At 32.9% G+C, this 15,808-nt stretch carries 17 protein-coding genes; 11 read left to right on the plus strand and 6 right to left on the minus strand.

Going from position 1 to position 15,808, the window contains the following annotated elements:
• Nucleotide 1 precedes the first annotated feature (1 nt).
• The 10 genes from ACQQ6V_RS02455 (at nucleotide 2) to ACQQ6V_RS02500 (ending at nucleotide 11,546) form a co-directional block, all read left to right on the plus strand.
• Nucleotides 2–982: a hypothetical protein gene (locus ACQQ6V_RS02455; RefSeq protein WP_448844010.1), complete on the plus strand. Its 981-nt coding sequence runs from the start codon at nucleotides 2–4 to the stop codon at nucleotides 980–982.
• Nucleotides 983–994: 12 nt separating this feature from the next.
• Nucleotides 995–2,227, plus strand: a complete 1,233-nt coding sequence (locus ACQQ6V_RS02460) for a hypothetical protein (RefSeq protein WP_448844011.1) — start codon at nucleotides 995–997, stop codon at nucleotides 2,225–2,227.
• Between the two features lie 13 nt (nucleotides 2,228–2,240).
• Nucleotides 2,241–3,695 carry a hypothetical protein gene (locus tag ACQQ6V_RS02465; RefSeq protein ID WP_448844012.1) on the plus strand — a complete coding sequence of 485 codons (1,455 nt, stop codon included), beginning with the start codon at nucleotides 2,241–2,243 and terminating at the stop codon, nucleotides 3,693–3,695.
• A 2-nt stretch (nucleotides 3,696–3,697) separates the two neighbouring features.
• Nucleotides 3,698–4,375 carry a hypothetical protein gene (locus ACQQ6V_RS02470; RefSeq protein ID WP_448844013.1) on the plus strand — a complete coding sequence of 226 codons (678 nt, stop codon included), beginning with the start codon at nucleotides 3,698–3,700 and terminating at the stop codon, nucleotides 4,373–4,375.
• Nucleotides 4,376–4,386: 11 nt separating this feature from the next.
• Entirely contained in the window at nucleotides 4,387–5,163 is a 777-nt protein-coding gene (locus tag ACQQ6V_RS02475; protein WP_448844014.1) for a hypothetical protein, read from the plus strand.
• A gap of 38 nt (nucleotides 5,164–5,201) precedes the next feature.
• Nucleotides 5,202–6,800 carry a hypothetical protein gene (locus ACQQ6V_RS02480; RefSeq protein ID WP_448844015.1) on the plus strand — a complete coding sequence of 533 codons (1,599 nt, stop codon included), beginning with the start codon at nucleotides 5,202–5,204 and terminating at the stop codon, nucleotides 6,798–6,800.
• The gene (locus ACQQ6V_RS02485) at nucleotides 6,801–8,240 is read left to right on the plus strand and encodes an Lcl C-terminal domain-containing protein (RefSeq protein ID WP_448844016.1); all 1,440 of its coding nucleotides are present in this window, start codon (nucleotides 6,801–6,803) and stop codon (nucleotides 8,238–8,240) included.
• A 16-nt stretch (nucleotides 8,241–8,256) separates the two neighbouring features.
• Nucleotides 8,257–8,733 (plus strand): thermonuclease family protein, encoded by a 477-nt coding sequence (locus ACQQ6V_RS02490; RefSeq protein WP_448844017.1) that lies wholly within the window; start codon nucleotides 8,257–8,259, stop codon nucleotides 8,731–8,733.
• Between the two features lie 227 nt (nucleotides 8,734–8,960).
• Nucleotides 8,961–10,061 carry a Fic family protein gene (locus ACQQ6V_RS02495; protein WP_448844018.1) on the plus strand — a complete coding sequence of 367 codons (1,101 nt, stop codon included), beginning with the start codon at nucleotides 8,961–8,963 and terminating at the stop codon, nucleotides 10,059–10,061.
• Nucleotides 10,062–11,120: 1,059 nt separating this feature from the next.
• Complete coding sequence (locus tag ACQQ6V_RS02500) at nucleotides 11,121–11,546, plus strand: DUF6943 family protein (protein WP_448844019.1); 426 nt, start codon at nucleotides 11,121–11,123, stop codon at nucleotides 11,544–11,546.
• 184 nt (nucleotides 11,547–11,730) lie between these two features.
• Here ACQQ6V_RS02500 and ACQQ6V_RS02505 read toward each other — a convergent pair whose 3' ends face one another.
• The 4 genes from ACQQ6V_RS02505 to ACQQ6V_RS02520 are packed head-to-tail and all read right to left on the minus strand — an operon-like array spanning nucleotide 11,731 to nucleotide 13,603.
• Entirely contained in the window at nucleotides 11,731–12,024 is a 294-nt protein-coding gene (locus tag ACQQ6V_RS02505) for a hypothetical protein (protein ID WP_448844020.1), read from the minus strand.
• Nucleotides 12,011–12,277, minus strand: coding sequence for a hypothetical protein (locus tag ACQQ6V_RS02510; protein WP_374330700.1), 267 nt, complete (start codon nucleotides 12,275–12,277; stop codon nucleotides 12,011–12,013). Before ACQQ6V_RS02510 ends, ACQQ6V_RS02505 begins: the two co-directional genes overlap by 14 nt.
• Before the next feature lie 12 nt (nucleotides 12,278–12,289).
• The gene (locus ACQQ6V_RS02515) at nucleotides 12,290–12,742 is read right to left on the minus strand and encodes a DUF5675 family protein (RefSeq protein WP_448844021.1); all 453 of its coding nucleotides are present in this window, start codon (nucleotides 12,740–12,742) and stop codon (nucleotides 12,290–12,292) included.
• A 57-nt stretch (nucleotides 12,743–12,799) separates the two neighbouring features.
• Nucleotides 12,800–13,603, minus strand: a complete 804-nt coding sequence (locus ACQQ6V_RS02520; protein WP_374330696.1) for a hypothetical protein — start codon at nucleotides 13,601–13,603, stop codon at nucleotides 12,800–12,802.
• A 108-nt stretch (nucleotides 13,604–13,711) separates the two neighbouring features.
• Here ACQQ6V_RS02520 and ACQQ6V_RS02525 point away from each other — a divergent pair, with 108 nt between their 5' ends.
• Complete coding sequence (locus ACQQ6V_RS02525; RefSeq protein WP_448844022.1) at nucleotides 13,712–14,269, plus strand: thermonuclease family protein; 558 nt, start codon at nucleotides 13,712–13,714, stop codon at nucleotides 14,267–14,269.
• 113 nt (nucleotides 14,270–14,382) lie between these two features.
• Here the strand turns inward: ACQQ6V_RS02525 and ACQQ6V_RS02530 are convergent, their stop codons facing one another.
• Both ACQQ6V_RS02530 and ACQQ6V_RS02535 read right to left on the minus strand, forming a co-directional pair.
• Nucleotides 14,383–15,345: a hypothetical protein gene (locus ACQQ6V_RS02530; protein WP_448844023.1), complete on the minus strand. Its 963-nt coding sequence runs from the start codon at nucleotides 15,343–15,345 to the stop codon at nucleotides 14,383–14,385.
• A 219-nt stretch (nucleotides 15,346–15,564) separates the two neighbouring features.
• Nucleotides 15,565–15,807: a hypothetical protein gene (locus ACQQ6V_RS02535; protein ID WP_448843950.1), complete on the minus strand. Its 243-nt coding sequence runs from the start codon at nucleotides 15,805–15,807 to the stop codon at nucleotides 15,565–15,567.
• Nucleotide 15,808: the final 1 nt, after the last annotated feature.

The following is a 15,808-nucleotide window of genomic DNA, read 5'->3' on the forward strand; positions in this document are numbered from 1 at the left end:
TATGAGTATTTTGAAACAAGAAAATTTCCTTTTTGTAGACATCGTATCCTCCATTTTTCTACTGGTTCTTATGTTGGGGAATTTTATGGGACTACTTTATATTACCAACGGTAATTATGCTGTAAGCTTATTAGCGAGCTTATTTGTGGTGGTATGTTATTATTTCATTATTCAGTTTCTCAAAAAGAACAAAGAAATTATTATCAATAAAAACTATATAACACCACAATCACTATTTTTCTTGGTTTTTTTATTCTTTGGTGCTGTAAGTTTTGGTTTAATGGTTCATACATTAAACGTAGAATTAAATTTCAAAGAGAAAATCCAAAAGGAAACGGATGAAAAAATTACTAATGTAAAAGCCCTTGCTGAGATTTACAATCAGCGTTCTCACGATGACTTACTTAATTATGAAGGCACTCTAACCAAAAAGTTAAATGATTACAAAGCCACAAAAAGCAATGTCCTAAGAAACGAGTTAAATCTTGAGCCTTTTAGTATTAATGAGGAGGTATTGTCTGCACCAGCTTTTATTAACGTTTCCGAAATAGTTGATGCCAAATTAAAACCCTATCGTCTAAAGATTGAAAACAATAAGAAAAACATTGAAAAAACAATAACACTTCCTGCGAACACATACAAAGCAAAATTTGATAATTGGGATCGTCTTACATTAATGAAAGATTATGAAGGCCTCAATGAATTTATTGCTAAATCTTATATCTCTGTTAACACTATGCTTAAGGAGTTACCATTAGATAAGTCACAAATCACATACAATAGCAATAGTAAGAATCTACCACTTGATAAACCTTTGGAGTTAAATAAAATCTATAAAGCTGATTACGCAATACCTGCAATCATTATAATTTTAATACATCTTTTTATACTAATCCCTTATTTTACGTATAAGATTACTGTTGGTGGAGGAAGTAAAAAGCAATTAGAACAAGGAAAAATAGATGGTGGTGTTGCAATCTAATATTAAAAAAAAATGGATAAAATTACTAAACAACAAATCCTTAATGATTGTAATAGTTATACGTTTACAGTTGAAACATTGGATAACTTTGTTGAACAAGGACACATAAGTATTGACGAATTTGTACAATTCAATCTAGAGATTGGAAAAGTTAATGAACTAAAAAAGAGGCAACAATTACGTGGCGAAGCAGTTATCTTACCACCGCCGCCTCCACCACCAATTATTGATAAAAAAAGAGAAGAAATAGAGAAAGTTATTAATAATAAGATCAAGGTTGAAGAAATTATGAATAACATTAGACTACAAGTATATTCATATGAAGATTTGTTAGGAGCTGGCCTTTCTCAAAGATTAGTAACTTCCTTGAAATATTACGAAACACCTAGGATTGTTAGATCTTATAAAGTTGAAGAACTCCCAACGATGCAGGCAGGCAGAACCGATCTTTTTTTTATTGGCTTACCTGCAACAGGTAAATCTACAATGCTGGCAGGATTGTTAAAATATGCGCATAAAAAAGGAATCATTATCCCAGATTCCTATAACAATGCAGGTAATGTGTATCAAGCACAACTACTAAAAGATCTTGATTTTGGTGTTGTACCAAAAGGAACTAAGTCAGGTTCTTATAATTATATTGCCACTTCGTTAAAAGACCAGCAAGGTGCAACACATCCGTTTAATATTGTTGAAGTACCGGGGGAAAATTACAACAAAATTTTTAATGAGGGAATTGATACTGAAGAAGTACAAGGGTTTATTAAATATGTTAAAAATTCCAACAAAAAAATCTTAATTTTTGTAATTGATGCTTTAGCTAACGAAAATAAATTTGAAGTTGATATGTTTGATGAGTTAGATCAGAGTACAGTATATATAAATATTCTCAATATGTTTAGAGACCATGGCGTGCTTGAACAAACGGAAGCCATTTATCTTGTCGTTAATAAGTTTGATGTTCTTAAAGAGTCCCGTTTTGCTTTTTCTAATGGCTCAGATCCGGATCATGCGATGCAGTTCTTGGAGGAAGAGTTTTTGGGGCTTGTTAATAATTGCAAAGATGCAAGAGATCGCTCAAAAAATAAATTCCAAATTAAGATTTTTCCTTACAGTATAGGAAATGTTAAGTATGATAAGATCTTGGAGGGCTTTGATACGGTCTACCCACAAGTAATTTTAGATAATCTTTTGAAAGATAGCTTCGTGATAAAAGGTGGGAAATTTTGGGGGAAATTGTTTTAAAAAAGAAAATGATATGAAAAATATACAATTAATTATTGATAGAAATTATGCTGGATATGATATAATCTTTAATAAAGAATTAGCACAGCAGTTGAGGAATAACGAAGGAGTACAAGATGAACGTGAGGTGGCTCAAATTTCCCATCGTTCTTTCATGTATTCGTTATTTAACAATAGTAGCTTTAAAATTTATTCTTATATTAATTCCAACGTCGTTGATAAGAGTGGGCGAAATGCTTTTTATGCTATAAGGTTAGTAATAAGTCAAAATTCAAAAATTCTTGATGTTCAGGATGCATTAGGAAGAATTAATGAAAAATACCTATCATTTTTAGAAACTAACAATCTGCACAATCAAAATTATGATGACATCCTCAATAGTGTTGTGATCGAAGAAGAAAAACAACTAATACTTGTTCCCCAAACTGAAAAAGCTAAGTTTTACCACTACATGGATGGCTTTAGTAAAATCAATGATCTAATTAATAGTGAAGGATTGAAAAGCTTCGAAAAAGTTTATTTTTTTGACCAAAATACAGCTGTAGATTCTAGTAATGCTGAGACTTTGGGTTTGAAGAAAGCTACTAGTTCTTCTGTTAAGATTAAGGTTAATAATCCGGACAACTATTTAGAAGCAATTAAAGTTAATGATCAAGAGGTTAATTTTAATAGGAAGTCAGAGTTTTCTATTCTTTGCAAAAATTCCGATAAAATCACCTACAAGGAAGTGGGTGATAAAAAATGGAAAAACCTAATTGGCAATCAACTGGAAGTAAGAAAACCGTATGTACCTGAAAAGCCAAAGCGTACAATACAAACATCTTCAAAATCTGCACCTATTGGAAATTATATACTAATTGGAGCCTTAGGCCTTATACTTGGTGGCGCAGGCGGTTATTTTGCACCAAAATTATTTAGTGAGAAACAAGAGCTTGTTACTGAGACACAGGACACGACCTATGTAAGTCCAGCAACATATAACTTTAAGTTAGCGCCAGATAATAAAGATGTGGTTTTAGTAGCTGATAATATCTCAGGATTAGAAGATTACAAATTCAAATTTAAAGAGGCTGGACAGTGGTTTTATTGCAAAAGTACAGAAAACTATAAACCATTAAACAAACAAGATTTAAAGGATTTAATAAAAGATGCTTCTATAGATAGTCTGGTAATTTCTTCGTTAGAAAATTTTTCAGGAAAATCAATACCTGAAAAAGATGTAAAAGCAGAAACGACAGCAGAGAATGCTTCAAAAGACGCTTCAAATCCTGTAGTAGCAGCTTCACCTGCGCCAAAACCTGCTCAGTCAACATCTAATACGACAGCACCAATAGGGAAAAAAGAAGAGATAAAAAAGACTCCTCAAACTACGAAAAAAGTGCAAGAACAAGAAGAAAGTAAAAAGAGTGATGGACTTGGCAATCCTGTAAGTGAAGTCAGAAAAGGAGTTGAAAATAAAAAGCAATAATCATGGAAGACAATAAAAGAACTTTATACTTTATGGGAGGTACCGTAGTAGCAGGACTTTTGGTGGTTGGTTTTATGTTTATAAAAACACCTTCCACACCATCTGTTAAGGAAGCAAAAACTACAATCGTTACTTCTAATCATAAGGATTTGCAAGCAAAGATTGATGCTCTATCAATAGATGACATATCAGCATCTAATTACAATACTTTATTACAAGAAATTTCATCATCAGAGGATCAAAAGCTATTTACACCTATTATTGGCGAAAACTTAACGAAAGACCTCAAAAGTAAATACATAGCGCTTTCTTTTAAAAAGGCAGATAATATTGTTAATGCTGATCCTATTAATGACGCTGCTCTAGCTCCAATTTTGTCTCATCTCAGCACAATTGGAGCCGATAACGCTAAAATTAATTCTTACTCAGGAATTGTCAATCAAGTCAATTACTACAACGTAATTTTACCTAATGAGGTTGATAAATTTACTAAACGTTCATTTGAGTATTATAATGCGAATCAGTTTAAAAGTTTAAAGGCGGAATTAGAAAATTTACCATCAAAACCTGCATTAAAAGGAAGGAAATCAGTAGCTGCAACCAAAGCAAATAACATTAACAAGCTGAATAAGTATTTTAGTGATTATGTCAATTATGTTGAAGCAACCTCTATTAATTAAATAAATGTTTTATGAAAAAAAAATATGTTTTGTTTTTCCTATTAATGTCTGTATTTGTTTGGAGTCAAAATAAGGCTGACCTTCAAAAAGAGAATACTGACCTTAAGCAAAAAAATGAAAAACTTACGCAGGAAATACAAAAGTTGAAAGAAAACGCCTCTAAAGCAAGTCCTGTAAAAGAAAAAAAAGAAGAATTTGATTATCAACGGATCATTAAAAACAATAACGAAATCTTCTTTACTAAACTTTTTGAAAAGAATTACAAAGACAATCAGACTCTATTCTCCACTCGTGGATTGTCAAAAGAGATTGACACAGTTGCTTATCACAACTATAATGTTGTCTTGGATAATATTATAGCAGATACATCAAAAACTAAAGAAGATCAAGAATTAGCAAAAAAATCAATAAGATTTAATATTGCTTATATCAAACTGTACAAGCTTAATCTAGATGCTCAAACAGTTTTTGATAAGAGATATGACGAGGAGCTTAGTTCAAAGTTATTGAAAAATTTAGAATTGATTGATTTGAAGGAATTTGAACAACTTGCTAAAACGAAAGATTTACTTACCGAAAAAGTGGAAGCTTATAGCAGTAAAACTTGCGAATTGAAAGACCAATTAGACAAATATCAAAAATTAGCAAGCGATAATAGTCAGAATATTCCAGCAGCAAAATATAATAGTCTTAAAGAAAAATATGATTATCCTTATTTACAAGGCTTGATAACGAAGATGGCAAAAGATTATAAATCATACAACTCGGGACTATTACCTTGTAAATAATTAATTAGAAAAAAAGAAAGAATTTAGAACCATAAAACATGAGAATATTAAAATATTTAATTTTACCTTTTTTTGCAGTTTTTGTGATGGCACAGACTACCCTTGACCAAAAAGTGATTGTTGCTGCTAAAGAATATAAAAAAGGAAATTACACGAGTGTAATCAACCAATTAGAAAAAGAACCCAAATCTGACTATCGAGTTTTATTTTTTTATACACTTTCAAAGCAAAAAAAAATGACCGATAATAATATTGATGAAGTATTTGAGGTCAAATCTTTAGCTAAGCAATATTTAAATAATTTTTCGTCCAAGAATAAGAGTTATACTAATGAAATAGAAAATCTTATACGTGATCTTAATGAATACCCAGATACAAAAGAGGAGTATTATGCATTATTAGAGCAAAGAAAACTTGAGGAAATAGAGGAAGAAAAACGCCGCAAAATTTCAATTCTTAGGTCTCAATTTGTAAGTGGAGATTATTCCGATGTAGTCTATTACACCAACATTTACAAAGACAGTGAGGTTGATGAGTATATATTATCCTATTATAAAACAATTTCTGAGGACGCGCTCTTTAAAAAAATGAGGAAATACGACTATATTAATGATCTTCAAAAGAATCGAATCGCACTTAATGAATATCTACAAACTTATGGTGAGAAAGACTCAGTTTTTTCAAATGATGTAGAAGCGCGATTGAAAGAACTAAATGCCAAATTTCCAACAACATTGGAACAATACAATCTTGTATTAAAAGATTTGGAACGTATAGATTTTGAAAAAGAATTAGAAGAAGCTTACAATAATATTGTTAACAATTATAATAAAAAGTACTATGATGCTACTTTACAGTTAATTAAAGACTTTCCTAGTAATACGAAATTTGATACCGATTTATTGTATTATAAATCCAAATCCTTGTACGAATTACTTTGTTCTAAACAATATAGTAATACACTAACATTTGAAGATATCGAGATTGCAAGAAATGCTTTTAATTTATATCTAAGTAAAAATAATAACAAAAGTAGTAATGAGTATCAAGATGCTTCTCTAATTGTTGAGCGTTTAAGACTTAACTATCCTCTAAGCCAAAAGGAATGGAATAAAAGAAAGGAGGATGAAAAGAAACTTGCAGATAAAAAATTGAAAGAGGATCTAAAGCGAACACAAAAAGCAAATCGATATGCAAAGCCTCTAGAAAATTTCATTGCTTTTGGTTATGAAGGTGGTACAATTGCAAAGTACGGAGTAAGGTTTGAAGTGGGTGGAGGAAGTTTTGTCGGTTTTTTCCTTAATGTTAGAACTTCGTTAATAAAAGATGAAGAAATATTGCGAACAAATTCTGAAATTAAAAACAAAAATGAAGCGATTATTGGTGCAAATTTTAAATTACTAAAATGGGCATTTTTCAATCTAGGAGGCGGTTACGGATTTTATAAATACCCGCAAAGAAATGATTATGCCTATACTTACACTATTCAACAGAAAGAATATTACGCAGCTTATACAGGTTTAACACTGAGATTGGGCAACAGAGTCAATCTTGTTGGAGGTGCCTCTTTCATAGACATTAACAAAGATTTTTACGCTCCAGAATATACTTTCGGATTAACAATAAACTTAAAATAAATGAAAAAATATTTATTCTTATTAATAGCTCTTATTATATTTTCTTGCGATAAAGAATATGACTTTTTAGGAGAAAATCAAAAAGCAGTTTCAACCGTTGAGATTGTTGAAGTACTTCAGAAATCCGCGCGAGTTAATGCAATTTTGAATACTGATAATGGCAATTATGTAATCGAAAAAGGTGTATGTTACAGCACAAACCCTAATCCCACAACTAGTGATTTTAGAAAACATGACTCCAATCTTTCTTTAGGTAGTTATTCGGTTATGTTAAATGACCTAACGGCTGGAACAAAATATTACGTGAAGGCTTATGCAAAAAATAGTCAAGGGACTGCCTATGGTGAAGAGTTGACCTTTACTACTTCACCTGCGATACCTGCATCTATATCAATAATATCGATTAATAATGTGACACAAAGCTCTGCTAATATTTATGCAAATATTAGTGATGATGGTGGATCTACTATTTCTGAAAGAGGTGTTTGTTACAGTACTTACAATAATAATCCAACAGTTAATGATTCTAAAATAAATTCGGGAAGTGGTATAGGGAGTTTTGCAATGAGTATCTCGAATTTGAGCAGCGGGGTTACTTATTATATACGAGCTTACGCCAAAAGTCTTGCAGGCATTTCTTACAGCAATGTTACTTCCTTTAAAACTCTGTCGTCTACAATACCCGTGGGGCTTTCTACAATTGTTGTGTCAAATATATCAAGTAATGGTGCTACTTTTTATGGCAGTTTAACAAATAATGGAGGTGCACCAATTACAAACCAAGGATTTGTTTATAGTAGTACTAATACATTACCAACTACTTCAAATTCAGTAGTTAATGCATCAAATGGTTTAACTTCATTTAATGCCTCTGTAAGTAATTTAGAACCTAATACAAAATATTATGTAAGATCGTTTGCCTCAAATATTGCTGGTACTGCTTATGGAAACGTTTTAAGTTTTACAACTTCCAATTTAACAATTGGTCAATCCTTTCAAGGAGGTGTTGTTGCGTATATTTTCCAACCAGGAGATAGCGGTTATGTTTCAGGCCAAGTACATGGATTTATTATTCCCAGTAGCCGACCTATATCTAGCTTCGCTTGGGGATGTAATAGCAGTTCCGTACCGACAAGCACCGCATTCGGAACAGGTAACCAAAATACAAATACAATATATTCATATTGTGGTTCTTCTTCAGCTGCTGGCTATGTATATAATTATACATCAGGAGGTTTTTCAGATTGGTTTTTACCTAGTGTTACAGAATTGGAAAAAATTTATTACAATAAATATGCATTATCGTTGTCATTAGCTAATTATTGGACTTCTTCGCAAGCAAGTACTACTACTGCCTACGTGACTAATTTTAGCAATGGGACCACGAGTAGTATCTCTAAGACAATCTATAATTATATTTTACCTATCAGAAAATTTTAATTAAAAGATTTATAGTATGATGAAATTTTTTATAATCGTTTTTTCATCCTTTCTCTTTATAGCTAAAAGTCAAATACCTGCCAAGGTGGTTGGTATAAAGGATGGAGATACTATTGTTGTGTTGCTAGAAGGTAATATAGAAAAAACATTGCGCCTTGCTGAAGTAGATTGCCCAGAAAAGGGACAAGCCTATGGAAAAAATGCAAAACAGTTTACTTCAGAACAGATTTTTGGTAAAGAAATTACTTTTGTTCCTACAAATGAAGATAAATACGGTAGGACAATTGCTAAAGTATATTATGATCAAAAATATTTGTCGGCCGAAATTATAAAAGCTGGATTTGGTTGGTGGTATTTTAAATATTCAGATAATAAATTATTAGGGGAATTGCAGAAGTATGCGGAAACAAAAAAAATAGGATTGTGGCAAGATAAAAATGCTTTGAGTCCTTGGGATTTTAGGGCCTCAAAACGAATAAAGAAAATTTCATAAAATAACCTCTTTTTAACCATATTTTGATTTCAATAACCTAGAATTAAAATTATTTATATCCCTTTTTTAAAATAATATGAGCCGATTACTTAACTTAATCGGCTCATTTTTATAACAAAAGAATTCTATTATACGGTCTAAAAACTAAATTATGCGTTGATTAAACAATATATTCGCCGCAAAATATGCGGAGAATAATTACTATATTTACCGCATATTTAAAATTCATGGCAAATTACATCCATCAATTAAGTAAATGGCCTCAGTTTCACTGGCAACATGAAGGCTTACTTAACTTGCTTGCTGAAGTTCGATACCTTCAAGGGAAACTGCTTGGTAAAGCAGAACTTTTAGGATTTGAGCTCAAAAACGAAGCAAATCTTGAAACTCTAATTCAAGATGTAGTAAAGTCGTCTGAAATTGAAGGGGAAGTCCTCAATCCAGAACTCGTACGTTCTTCCATTGCAATTCGTCTAGGTTTAGATTATCATGGTAAAGAAAATAAGGATCGGCATATCGATGGTGTAGTAGAAATGATGATTGATGCGACCCAAAACATTGATAAATATCTCTCAGATGATCGGTTATTTGGCTGGCACTCTGCATTATTTCCTGCGGGAAGAAGTGGTATGTATAAAATTGATGTCGCAAAGTGGAGAACTGGAAAAATGCAAGTGGTTTCTGGAGCAATGGGCAGAGAGAAAGTTCATTTTGAAGCCCCGGATCCTGAAAAACTCGAAAATGAAATGCAAAAATTTCTTCAATGGTTCAACAACGATCAAAAGTTGGATGATATTTTGAAAGCGGGCATTGCTCATTTTTGGTTTGTGACGATACACCCTTTTGATGACGGTAACGGAAGGATAGCTCGTGCAATAGCAGACATGTTACTTTCCATAGCAGATGGGAGCAATCACAGGTTCTACAGCATGTCTTCACAAATCAATGCCGATAAGAAATCGTATTATAGCATACTTGAAAAAACACAGAAAGGAGATTTAGAGATTACAGAATGGTTAGTATGGTTTTTAACCTGCTTAAAAGAAGCAATTCTCAATTCAGATGAAATTATCAGCAGAGTTATAATGAAACATGATTTTTTAATGAAGAACACTTCTAAAATCAAAAACGAACGTCAACGACTGGTAATCACTAAACTGCTAGACGGTTTTGTAGGAAATCTCACAACTTCAAAATATGCTAAACTGACCAAAAGTTCTAATGATACAGCCCTTCGTGATATTACTGAACTTGTAGAAAAGAAAGTTTTAATTAAATCAAACTCATCGGGTAGAAGTACGCATTATCTTTTGAATTTTGAAAACTAAATTCCACGCCTTCCCCCATCAAATAACATAATCGAAATTATACGCATACGCCAACGCATCGGGGATTGCGTCCACTTCGTTACCGCAACAGCCAACAAGGTATGCCTATAATTTGAGATTATGTTAAATGCTTCCCTTACAACGGGCATAGCCCTTTTGTGCCTTTTCCTTGCCAACGCTTTTCTCCCAACCCACCCATTTTATAGGATGCACAAAAAAGATGCAGATAGAGTAGTCCTTTGCCAATCGTTACAGTCGCTTCTTGCGAGAAACTATTTTATAGAAAATAAAAAAATAGTTCACGCAATCAGCCACTTTCACTCACGCGCATAGCAGTATTCCTTCAATCCTCCAGGAGCTTGTGCTAACGCTTTGTTTAAATCCCAATTCAAAAATACGATAGTTTCATAGGCAAATAGTTTCAGTGTATTTTTTCATCGGTCTTTAAAACATCCAACCAAGCTCCTTTCGTCAATCAGTCATACAGCTATCTTTCCCAACGCGCAGAACGATTAGTTTCCAAATGAAATATTTCCATAATTGAACGGCAAGTAAAGCATCTTTTTTGTGCGAGCTTATCTACCCATTTTTGCCGAATCTTCCCAAAGCTACATCCATCCTTCTCCAGTTCCTTCACAATAGGTATATGCAAGCATATCCCTACCGTTTCGTCACCGCACGCAGGAGTATATCGCCAAAGCATATCCCAAACACTATATACACCTGCTTTTTCCACCGCTCACCATTCTTTGCCAAGCATCTTCCCACACCTTTGAAACCATTCTTAGAACTATCAGGTTCCTACAAAAAATAAAAAAAGAAGGCAAAGTTAGGGGGCTTCCTAAGCCAGCCGCTATATTGTGTAAAGGTCAAGCCCTACGGGTTTTTGCAAAAAGATTTTTGCATCTACGATATATGCAAAAATTTTTTCCAAAAAACCTTGACACAATTCCCCGCCCCCTTACAAAAGGGCTTTCTTTTTTTCTTTTTTTTTCGGTTTTTTTCTTCGTTTTCTTTTGAAAAATTTTCGGCGCAGCATAAAATTTTAAATCCCACGCCATGACAAATTTTAAAGTACGTACGTACAATTCCGAGAAAGCAACGCCTGAAAATGCAATTTTCATCCTATCAAGAGGACACAACGCTGGAAAACCACTCTTTGAACCTTGTCCGAACTGTTTTATCCTTTATTGCAACGACCAAGAAGAACGCGAAAATCTGTATTGGACATTTTTCACACTCTGGAAAAACGGCTTTTTTCATCCGTATTTATGCGGTAGTGTTATCGAAATGCTTCGCTTGTTTGAATTCAAGAAAATCCTGCAAAATTTCATCATTCCAAGTCTTGCCAAGATGCAAGAAAATGCCAAAATCCTTTCCGACATCAAAGCTGTTTATCAGTTGGAGCAAAAGTTTACTGCACAACTCAAACAGCTTAACGAACTTCGTTCCGTTTTAGTCCGAAAGTATTATTTTAAAATCTAAATTTTTAAGGTCCCCACATCGGGGACTTTTCATTTGTTTGAACATTATTCCCACCTCGAAAGGTAGATAAGTGCAACATATTTAACCCTCTTAAATAACGGAGTGCAAGCAAAGGAATGCAATAGAAGCGTAATAAAAAAGCCCGACGAATTGCCGAGCTTAAAAGAGGTTAAACGCTATTTTATTATTTTAAATCCTGTACTGAATCTTGATCTGCAGATTGATTTTCTTGAATTTTTTCGGGATTTTTCCCGAATTCTTCCGACTTAATGGCGGTTTGTGATAGTGCACTGGCGAGAGTACCACCAAGAAGCAAATAGCCTCCAATCGTTACTACTGCGGTAGGTAAAGCGACCGGAGCAGCTACTAAAACACCGCCAACGGCGGTAAGGGTAAGTCCAATTGTGCGAATAATACGAAACCATTTTGGTGTGGGTTCCTGAATCCGACTTACTAAATTCAAATTATTTGTTTTCATTGTCTTGTAATTTTGATACGTTAAATTCTAACTTATTGACTCTTTGCTCTAAATATTCTACTTTTTGATTGAGAAGATCTTGAGAGTTTTTAAATTCTGTTTTGATAAGCAATGCCATTGTTTTGACCTCAGAAATATCACGTTCCATATTCTTAAAATCGGAGTGTAGTTGCTTAATAAAATAAGCCACAACCGCCAACAATAGGCTGGAAACAGAACCAAACAGAATGTTGATATCCAAACTTGTATTCATGATTTCCACATTTTAGAATTGAAAATTGTTTTCGATAGTGATGCTTTTATCTTTTCCTTGTACAACATTGAGCAGCTTTGGATAAATCATTTTGTAAGCATCGGTACTTTGTAGAACCTTATAATCACCATCTTTTTTAATATAACTAAGTCCGCAAAGCGGACATCCAGCCGTTTGAGTGAATGTATTTCCGATATGGATATACACAGCGTCAAAGGTTGGTAAACCATCAATTTCAATCATGCCACGATGCATAACGGGAAACTTATTGGCGTAGTCTTTATTCTTACCGCCCCAAGTGTTTAAAGTCAGATAAAATGAACCTGTAGGAATCGCAGTTTGTTTCATGATTTTTACGGCTCTTATTTTATCCTCCAAAAGAAAGCATTGGAAAATGCCATCAATATACAAATGGGAGAGTGTGGATTGTTTGCCTTCGGCAACTCTAACTATTTTTGTTCTCATGACTTTTAAGAATTAAAAAAGCCTTCCCGAATTGGGAAGGCTCTTGTTAAACACAAACTAAAAAACTTCCTCAATTTTGAGACAGTTACCACTCGCAAAAGGGTAGTACTGACCGTTGACCTCTTGGAAAAACTCAATCCCAATACACTGAACTACCGAAACATTGGCTCCTAATGTTGGCGCACCTGGTAACGAAGATGTCAAGGTAGAACCTGCATAAGGAGTATCTAACGGAATATAAGTTGAATATTCAACGTTAGTTAATTCGTTATTAACCATATCTTCAGGCTCATAAGTTCCTGTAGTAGGGTTGTAGGTAAAGTCCGACAAAACCGCCAAAGCGTTAAGCAAACGGAAATGCGTAGAACCCGATGGCGCAGAAATCAAATCAACTGGGTTAAATTCAGCAATGATAAAGTCCGCAGTATTGCGGCTTACATCATGATTTACATCATAAGGAGCATTGAAAATACCACTGATAGAAAGATTCTTGTTAAACTCAAAGCCTTCTAAATATTTTCTTTGGGTAGAAACTTCTACTTTTCGGTAGCCTCTGGCTTCCGTTCCATCCTCCAAATTGATTTTCTTCATAATAGAAGTCAATCGACCTGTAACTTGTGGATCAGTAAATTTCCCCATTAACGCAGATAAAGCCGTTCTCAGAGATTTCCCTGTTTTCGCACAACCTCCGAACTCGTTCATGTTTTCTCTTGTTCTTTCGAACTCTGGGGCAGTTTTCACTTGTTCTGCAGTTGGTCCGCCCACCATACCTGCGAAAAAACCTTGTTGCCCTTTGATTTTGAAATGTCTTACATCGCCAATCGTTCCGACGTATTTCATAAGACCTTTTTGTCTTGCCATGATATTAAATTTTAAATGTTAAAAAATATTGAAAAACTCTGTTGTCTAGACAGATATAAATTTCTTGAATTAACTTTATAAAAACAATAATTAAAATACTGTAAACCAATGAAATACAATGAAATTACACCAAATGAAACGGAAAATAAGAGCAGCTTTAAGGCTCAAGACCAAGAAAATTATTTTCTAATGAAAAACATTCAAATCGAAACCCACATGATTGTGGAAAGGGTATTGGATGGAGATAGCTTAATTGTGAAAGAAGAATTCGGGCAAATAAGCAAAGAAATAAAATTATATGGATTAGATGCTCCCGAAGTAAAGATAAGCCGTAAAACGCTACAAGATGAAGCCAAAAGCCACGTTCCTGCATTTAGGTTGGTGCAGTTTGGACTCATGAGTTTAGATTTTATGTTAACGCTTGTGCCTGTCGGCACACGCCTAACATTAATCACTGAATCCAAACACCAAGTCGATTTCTGGAAACGCCAATTGGCTTATGTTATCTTACCAAACGGCAAATGCTTGAATGAAGAACTTATAAAAAATGGCTATGCAAAGGCTAGCCACGATTATTATTGCGAAAAACTCCCTATTTATCAGAGTTTAGAATTTCAAGCAAAACAACAACACCTCGGAATCTACCTGTTCATCGATGTTTTCTGATTTGTTTTACCTATGTTTAACCCAATGCTAATAAAAAGTAAGAAAACCCTTTATTTAAAGGTAAACTTTTATCGTTTTTGGATAATACAATGTTATCTGCAGCCTTTTTAGTTTTATTTATTTTCTTTAATATTTGCCAAAAGATTTGGAACTGCAAAACTTAAAACAAGTCCAAAAATTGTAATTAGTAATCCTGATATCCACGAGTTTTGATTTTCCATTTCATTTTTTAAAGATTCTATTTCTGTTTTGTTGATTTCCCTTAAAGATTCATCATTTTTTTCTAATTGAGAAATGTCGTTATTCATATTAAGTAACGAAAGTGTTTTTTCAGGATTATCTGAAATTCCTTTTTCAATAACTTCTATTCTATTTGTTAAATCTGCTATATCCGAATTTACAGGGTTATTCTTGGACGAACTTACATTTTGATTTGTTTTTTTGTCAATTTGATTTATTAATGTTTTCAAATTTTTTATTTCAGTTTTAATCGAATCACAATTGCAAGATGATGAAAAAGTTGAGGAGTTGTTTGTTTTTTTATTCAAATTTAGTGAGTAAACCACAGTAATTATTCCAACGACAAGACTTAAAATGGAAAGCATTGAGCTTAACCACATTCTTTTCTTTCTTTCTTTTAAGTCTCCAATTTTATATTTTTGGATTCTTTCTTTTTCAATTTTTTCTTCAGTTTTTTGCTGTGATACAAGGGTTTCATATCTTGGGAATTCATCATCTGGAATTAGTTTTAGGGCCCCATCTGTCAATTCGAAAATTTGAAAATCTTTTCCAAATCCAAAACTTAAAACTAAATAAACAGGTATATCTTCTTGTAAATTTGATAGAAAATCATCTTGATAATAGTTTATTTCATTAATTAAATCACTTTTTTCCGAAGTTGAAGATTTAAATTCAAATAAACATAAAAAATTGTCATTTTCTGTATCAATAACTAATAAATCAGGTCTGAATTTTGGGTGAATTTTAGAGGATTTGAATTCAAACAATAGACTATTTTCAGGATAACCTTTTGATAATAAAAATTCTTTAAAAATATCTATAAATTGTTTTTCCATAAGCGATATAAGGTTGCAGATAACGGGAAAAGTATTGGCGAAGTGCGGGCTTAATTTGAACAAATGTTCAAGTTCAGACCAAACGGAGCCGATGCTTTTTCAGATAAGCTAAGTTAATAAAAAAAGATTATATGAAAAGCAGCGGCGGATAAATATTTCCGCTTTTTCTATTTTATATTTAACCCCGCATTTTGCCAATACAATGTTATCGGCAGTTTTTTATATTTTCCCAAAATAATTTTTTATATGCTTTTCAATAGGAGCATAGAAATAATCTGCAATATGTTCAATTACTCCCAAAATATATTCTTTGAAATCTTCTTCATTTGGTTTTGTATTATTGGCAAAATAATCTTTTTCATAAAACCAATATTTATAAGCCCAATAATTTTCTTCTTCATTAAAAGGATTCTCTTTTTCTCCCTTAAAATACTTTGTATATGAATAAACTTCTTTTTCCATA

The organism is Chryseobacterium electrogenes, assembly GCF_053553015.1.

Bases quoted from the DNA above. Each gene is read 5' to 3' on its own strand.
- ACQQ6V_RS02515 (WP_448844021.1), bottom strand. From the start codon at position 12,742: ATGAGAACAAAAATAGTTAGAGTTGCCGAAGGCAAACAATCCACACTC.
- ACQQ6V_RS02535 (WP_448843950.1), bottom strand. From the start codon at position 15,807: ATGGAAAAAGAAGTTTATTCATATACAAAGTATTTTAAGGGAGAAAAA.
- ACQQ6V_RS02475 (WP_448844014.1), top strand. From the start codon at position 4,387: ATGAAAAAAAAATATGTTTTGTTTTTCCTATTAATGTCTGTATTTGTT.
- ACQQ6V_RS02485 (WP_448844016.1), top strand. From the start codon at position 6,801: ATGAAAAAATATTTATTCTTATTAATAGCTCTTATTATATTTTCTTGC.
- ACQQ6V_RS02530 (WP_448844023.1), bottom strand. From the start codon at position 15,345: ATGGAAAAACAATTTATAGATATTTTTAAAGAATTTTTATTATCAAAA.
- ACQQ6V_RS02490 (WP_448844017.1), top strand. From the start codon at position 8,257: ATGATGAAATTTTTTATAATCGTTTTTTCATCCTTTCTCTTTATAGCT.
- ACQQ6V_RS02525 (WP_448844022.1), top strand. From the start codon at position 13,712: ATGAAATACAATGAAATTACACCAAATGAAACGGAAAATAAGAGCAGC.
- ACQQ6V_RS02495 (WP_448844018.1), top strand. From the start codon at position 8,961: ATGGCAAATTACATCCATCAATTAAGTAAATGGCCTCAGTTTCACTGG.
- ACQQ6V_RS02460 (WP_448844011.1), top strand. From the start codon at position 995: ATGGATAAAATTACTAAACAACAAATCCTTAATGATTGTAATAGTTAT.
- ACQQ6V_RS02510 (WP_374330700.1), bottom strand. From the start codon at position 12,277: ATGAATACAAGTTTGGATATCAACATTCTGTTTGGTTCTGTTTCCAGC.
- ACQQ6V_RS02455 (WP_448844010.1), top strand. From the start codon at position 2: ATGAGTATTTTGAAACAAGAAAATTTCCTTTTTGTAGACATCGTATCC.
- ACQQ6V_RS02505 (WP_448844020.1), bottom strand. From the start codon at position 12,024: ATGAAAACAAATAATTTGAATTTAGTAAGTCGGATTCAGGAACCCACA.
- ACQQ6V_RS02500 (WP_448844019.1), top strand. From the start codon at position 11,121: ATGACAAATTTTAAAGTACGTACGTACAATTCCGAGAAAGCAACGCCT.
- ACQQ6V_RS02470 (WP_448844013.1), top strand. From the start codon at position 3,698: ATGGAAGACAATAAAAGAACTTTATACTTTATGGGAGGTACCGTAGTA.
- ACQQ6V_RS02480 (WP_448844015.1), top strand. From the start codon at position 5,202: ATGAGAATATTAAAATATTTAATTTTACCTTTTTTTGCAGTTTTTGTG.
- ACQQ6V_RS02520 (WP_374330696.1), bottom strand. From the start codon at position 13,603: ATGGCAAGACAAAAAGGTCTTATGAAATACGTCGGAACGATTGGCGAT.
- ACQQ6V_RS02465 (WP_448844012.1), top strand. From the start codon at position 2,241: ATGAAAAATATACAATTAATTATTGATAGAAATTATGCTGGATATGAT.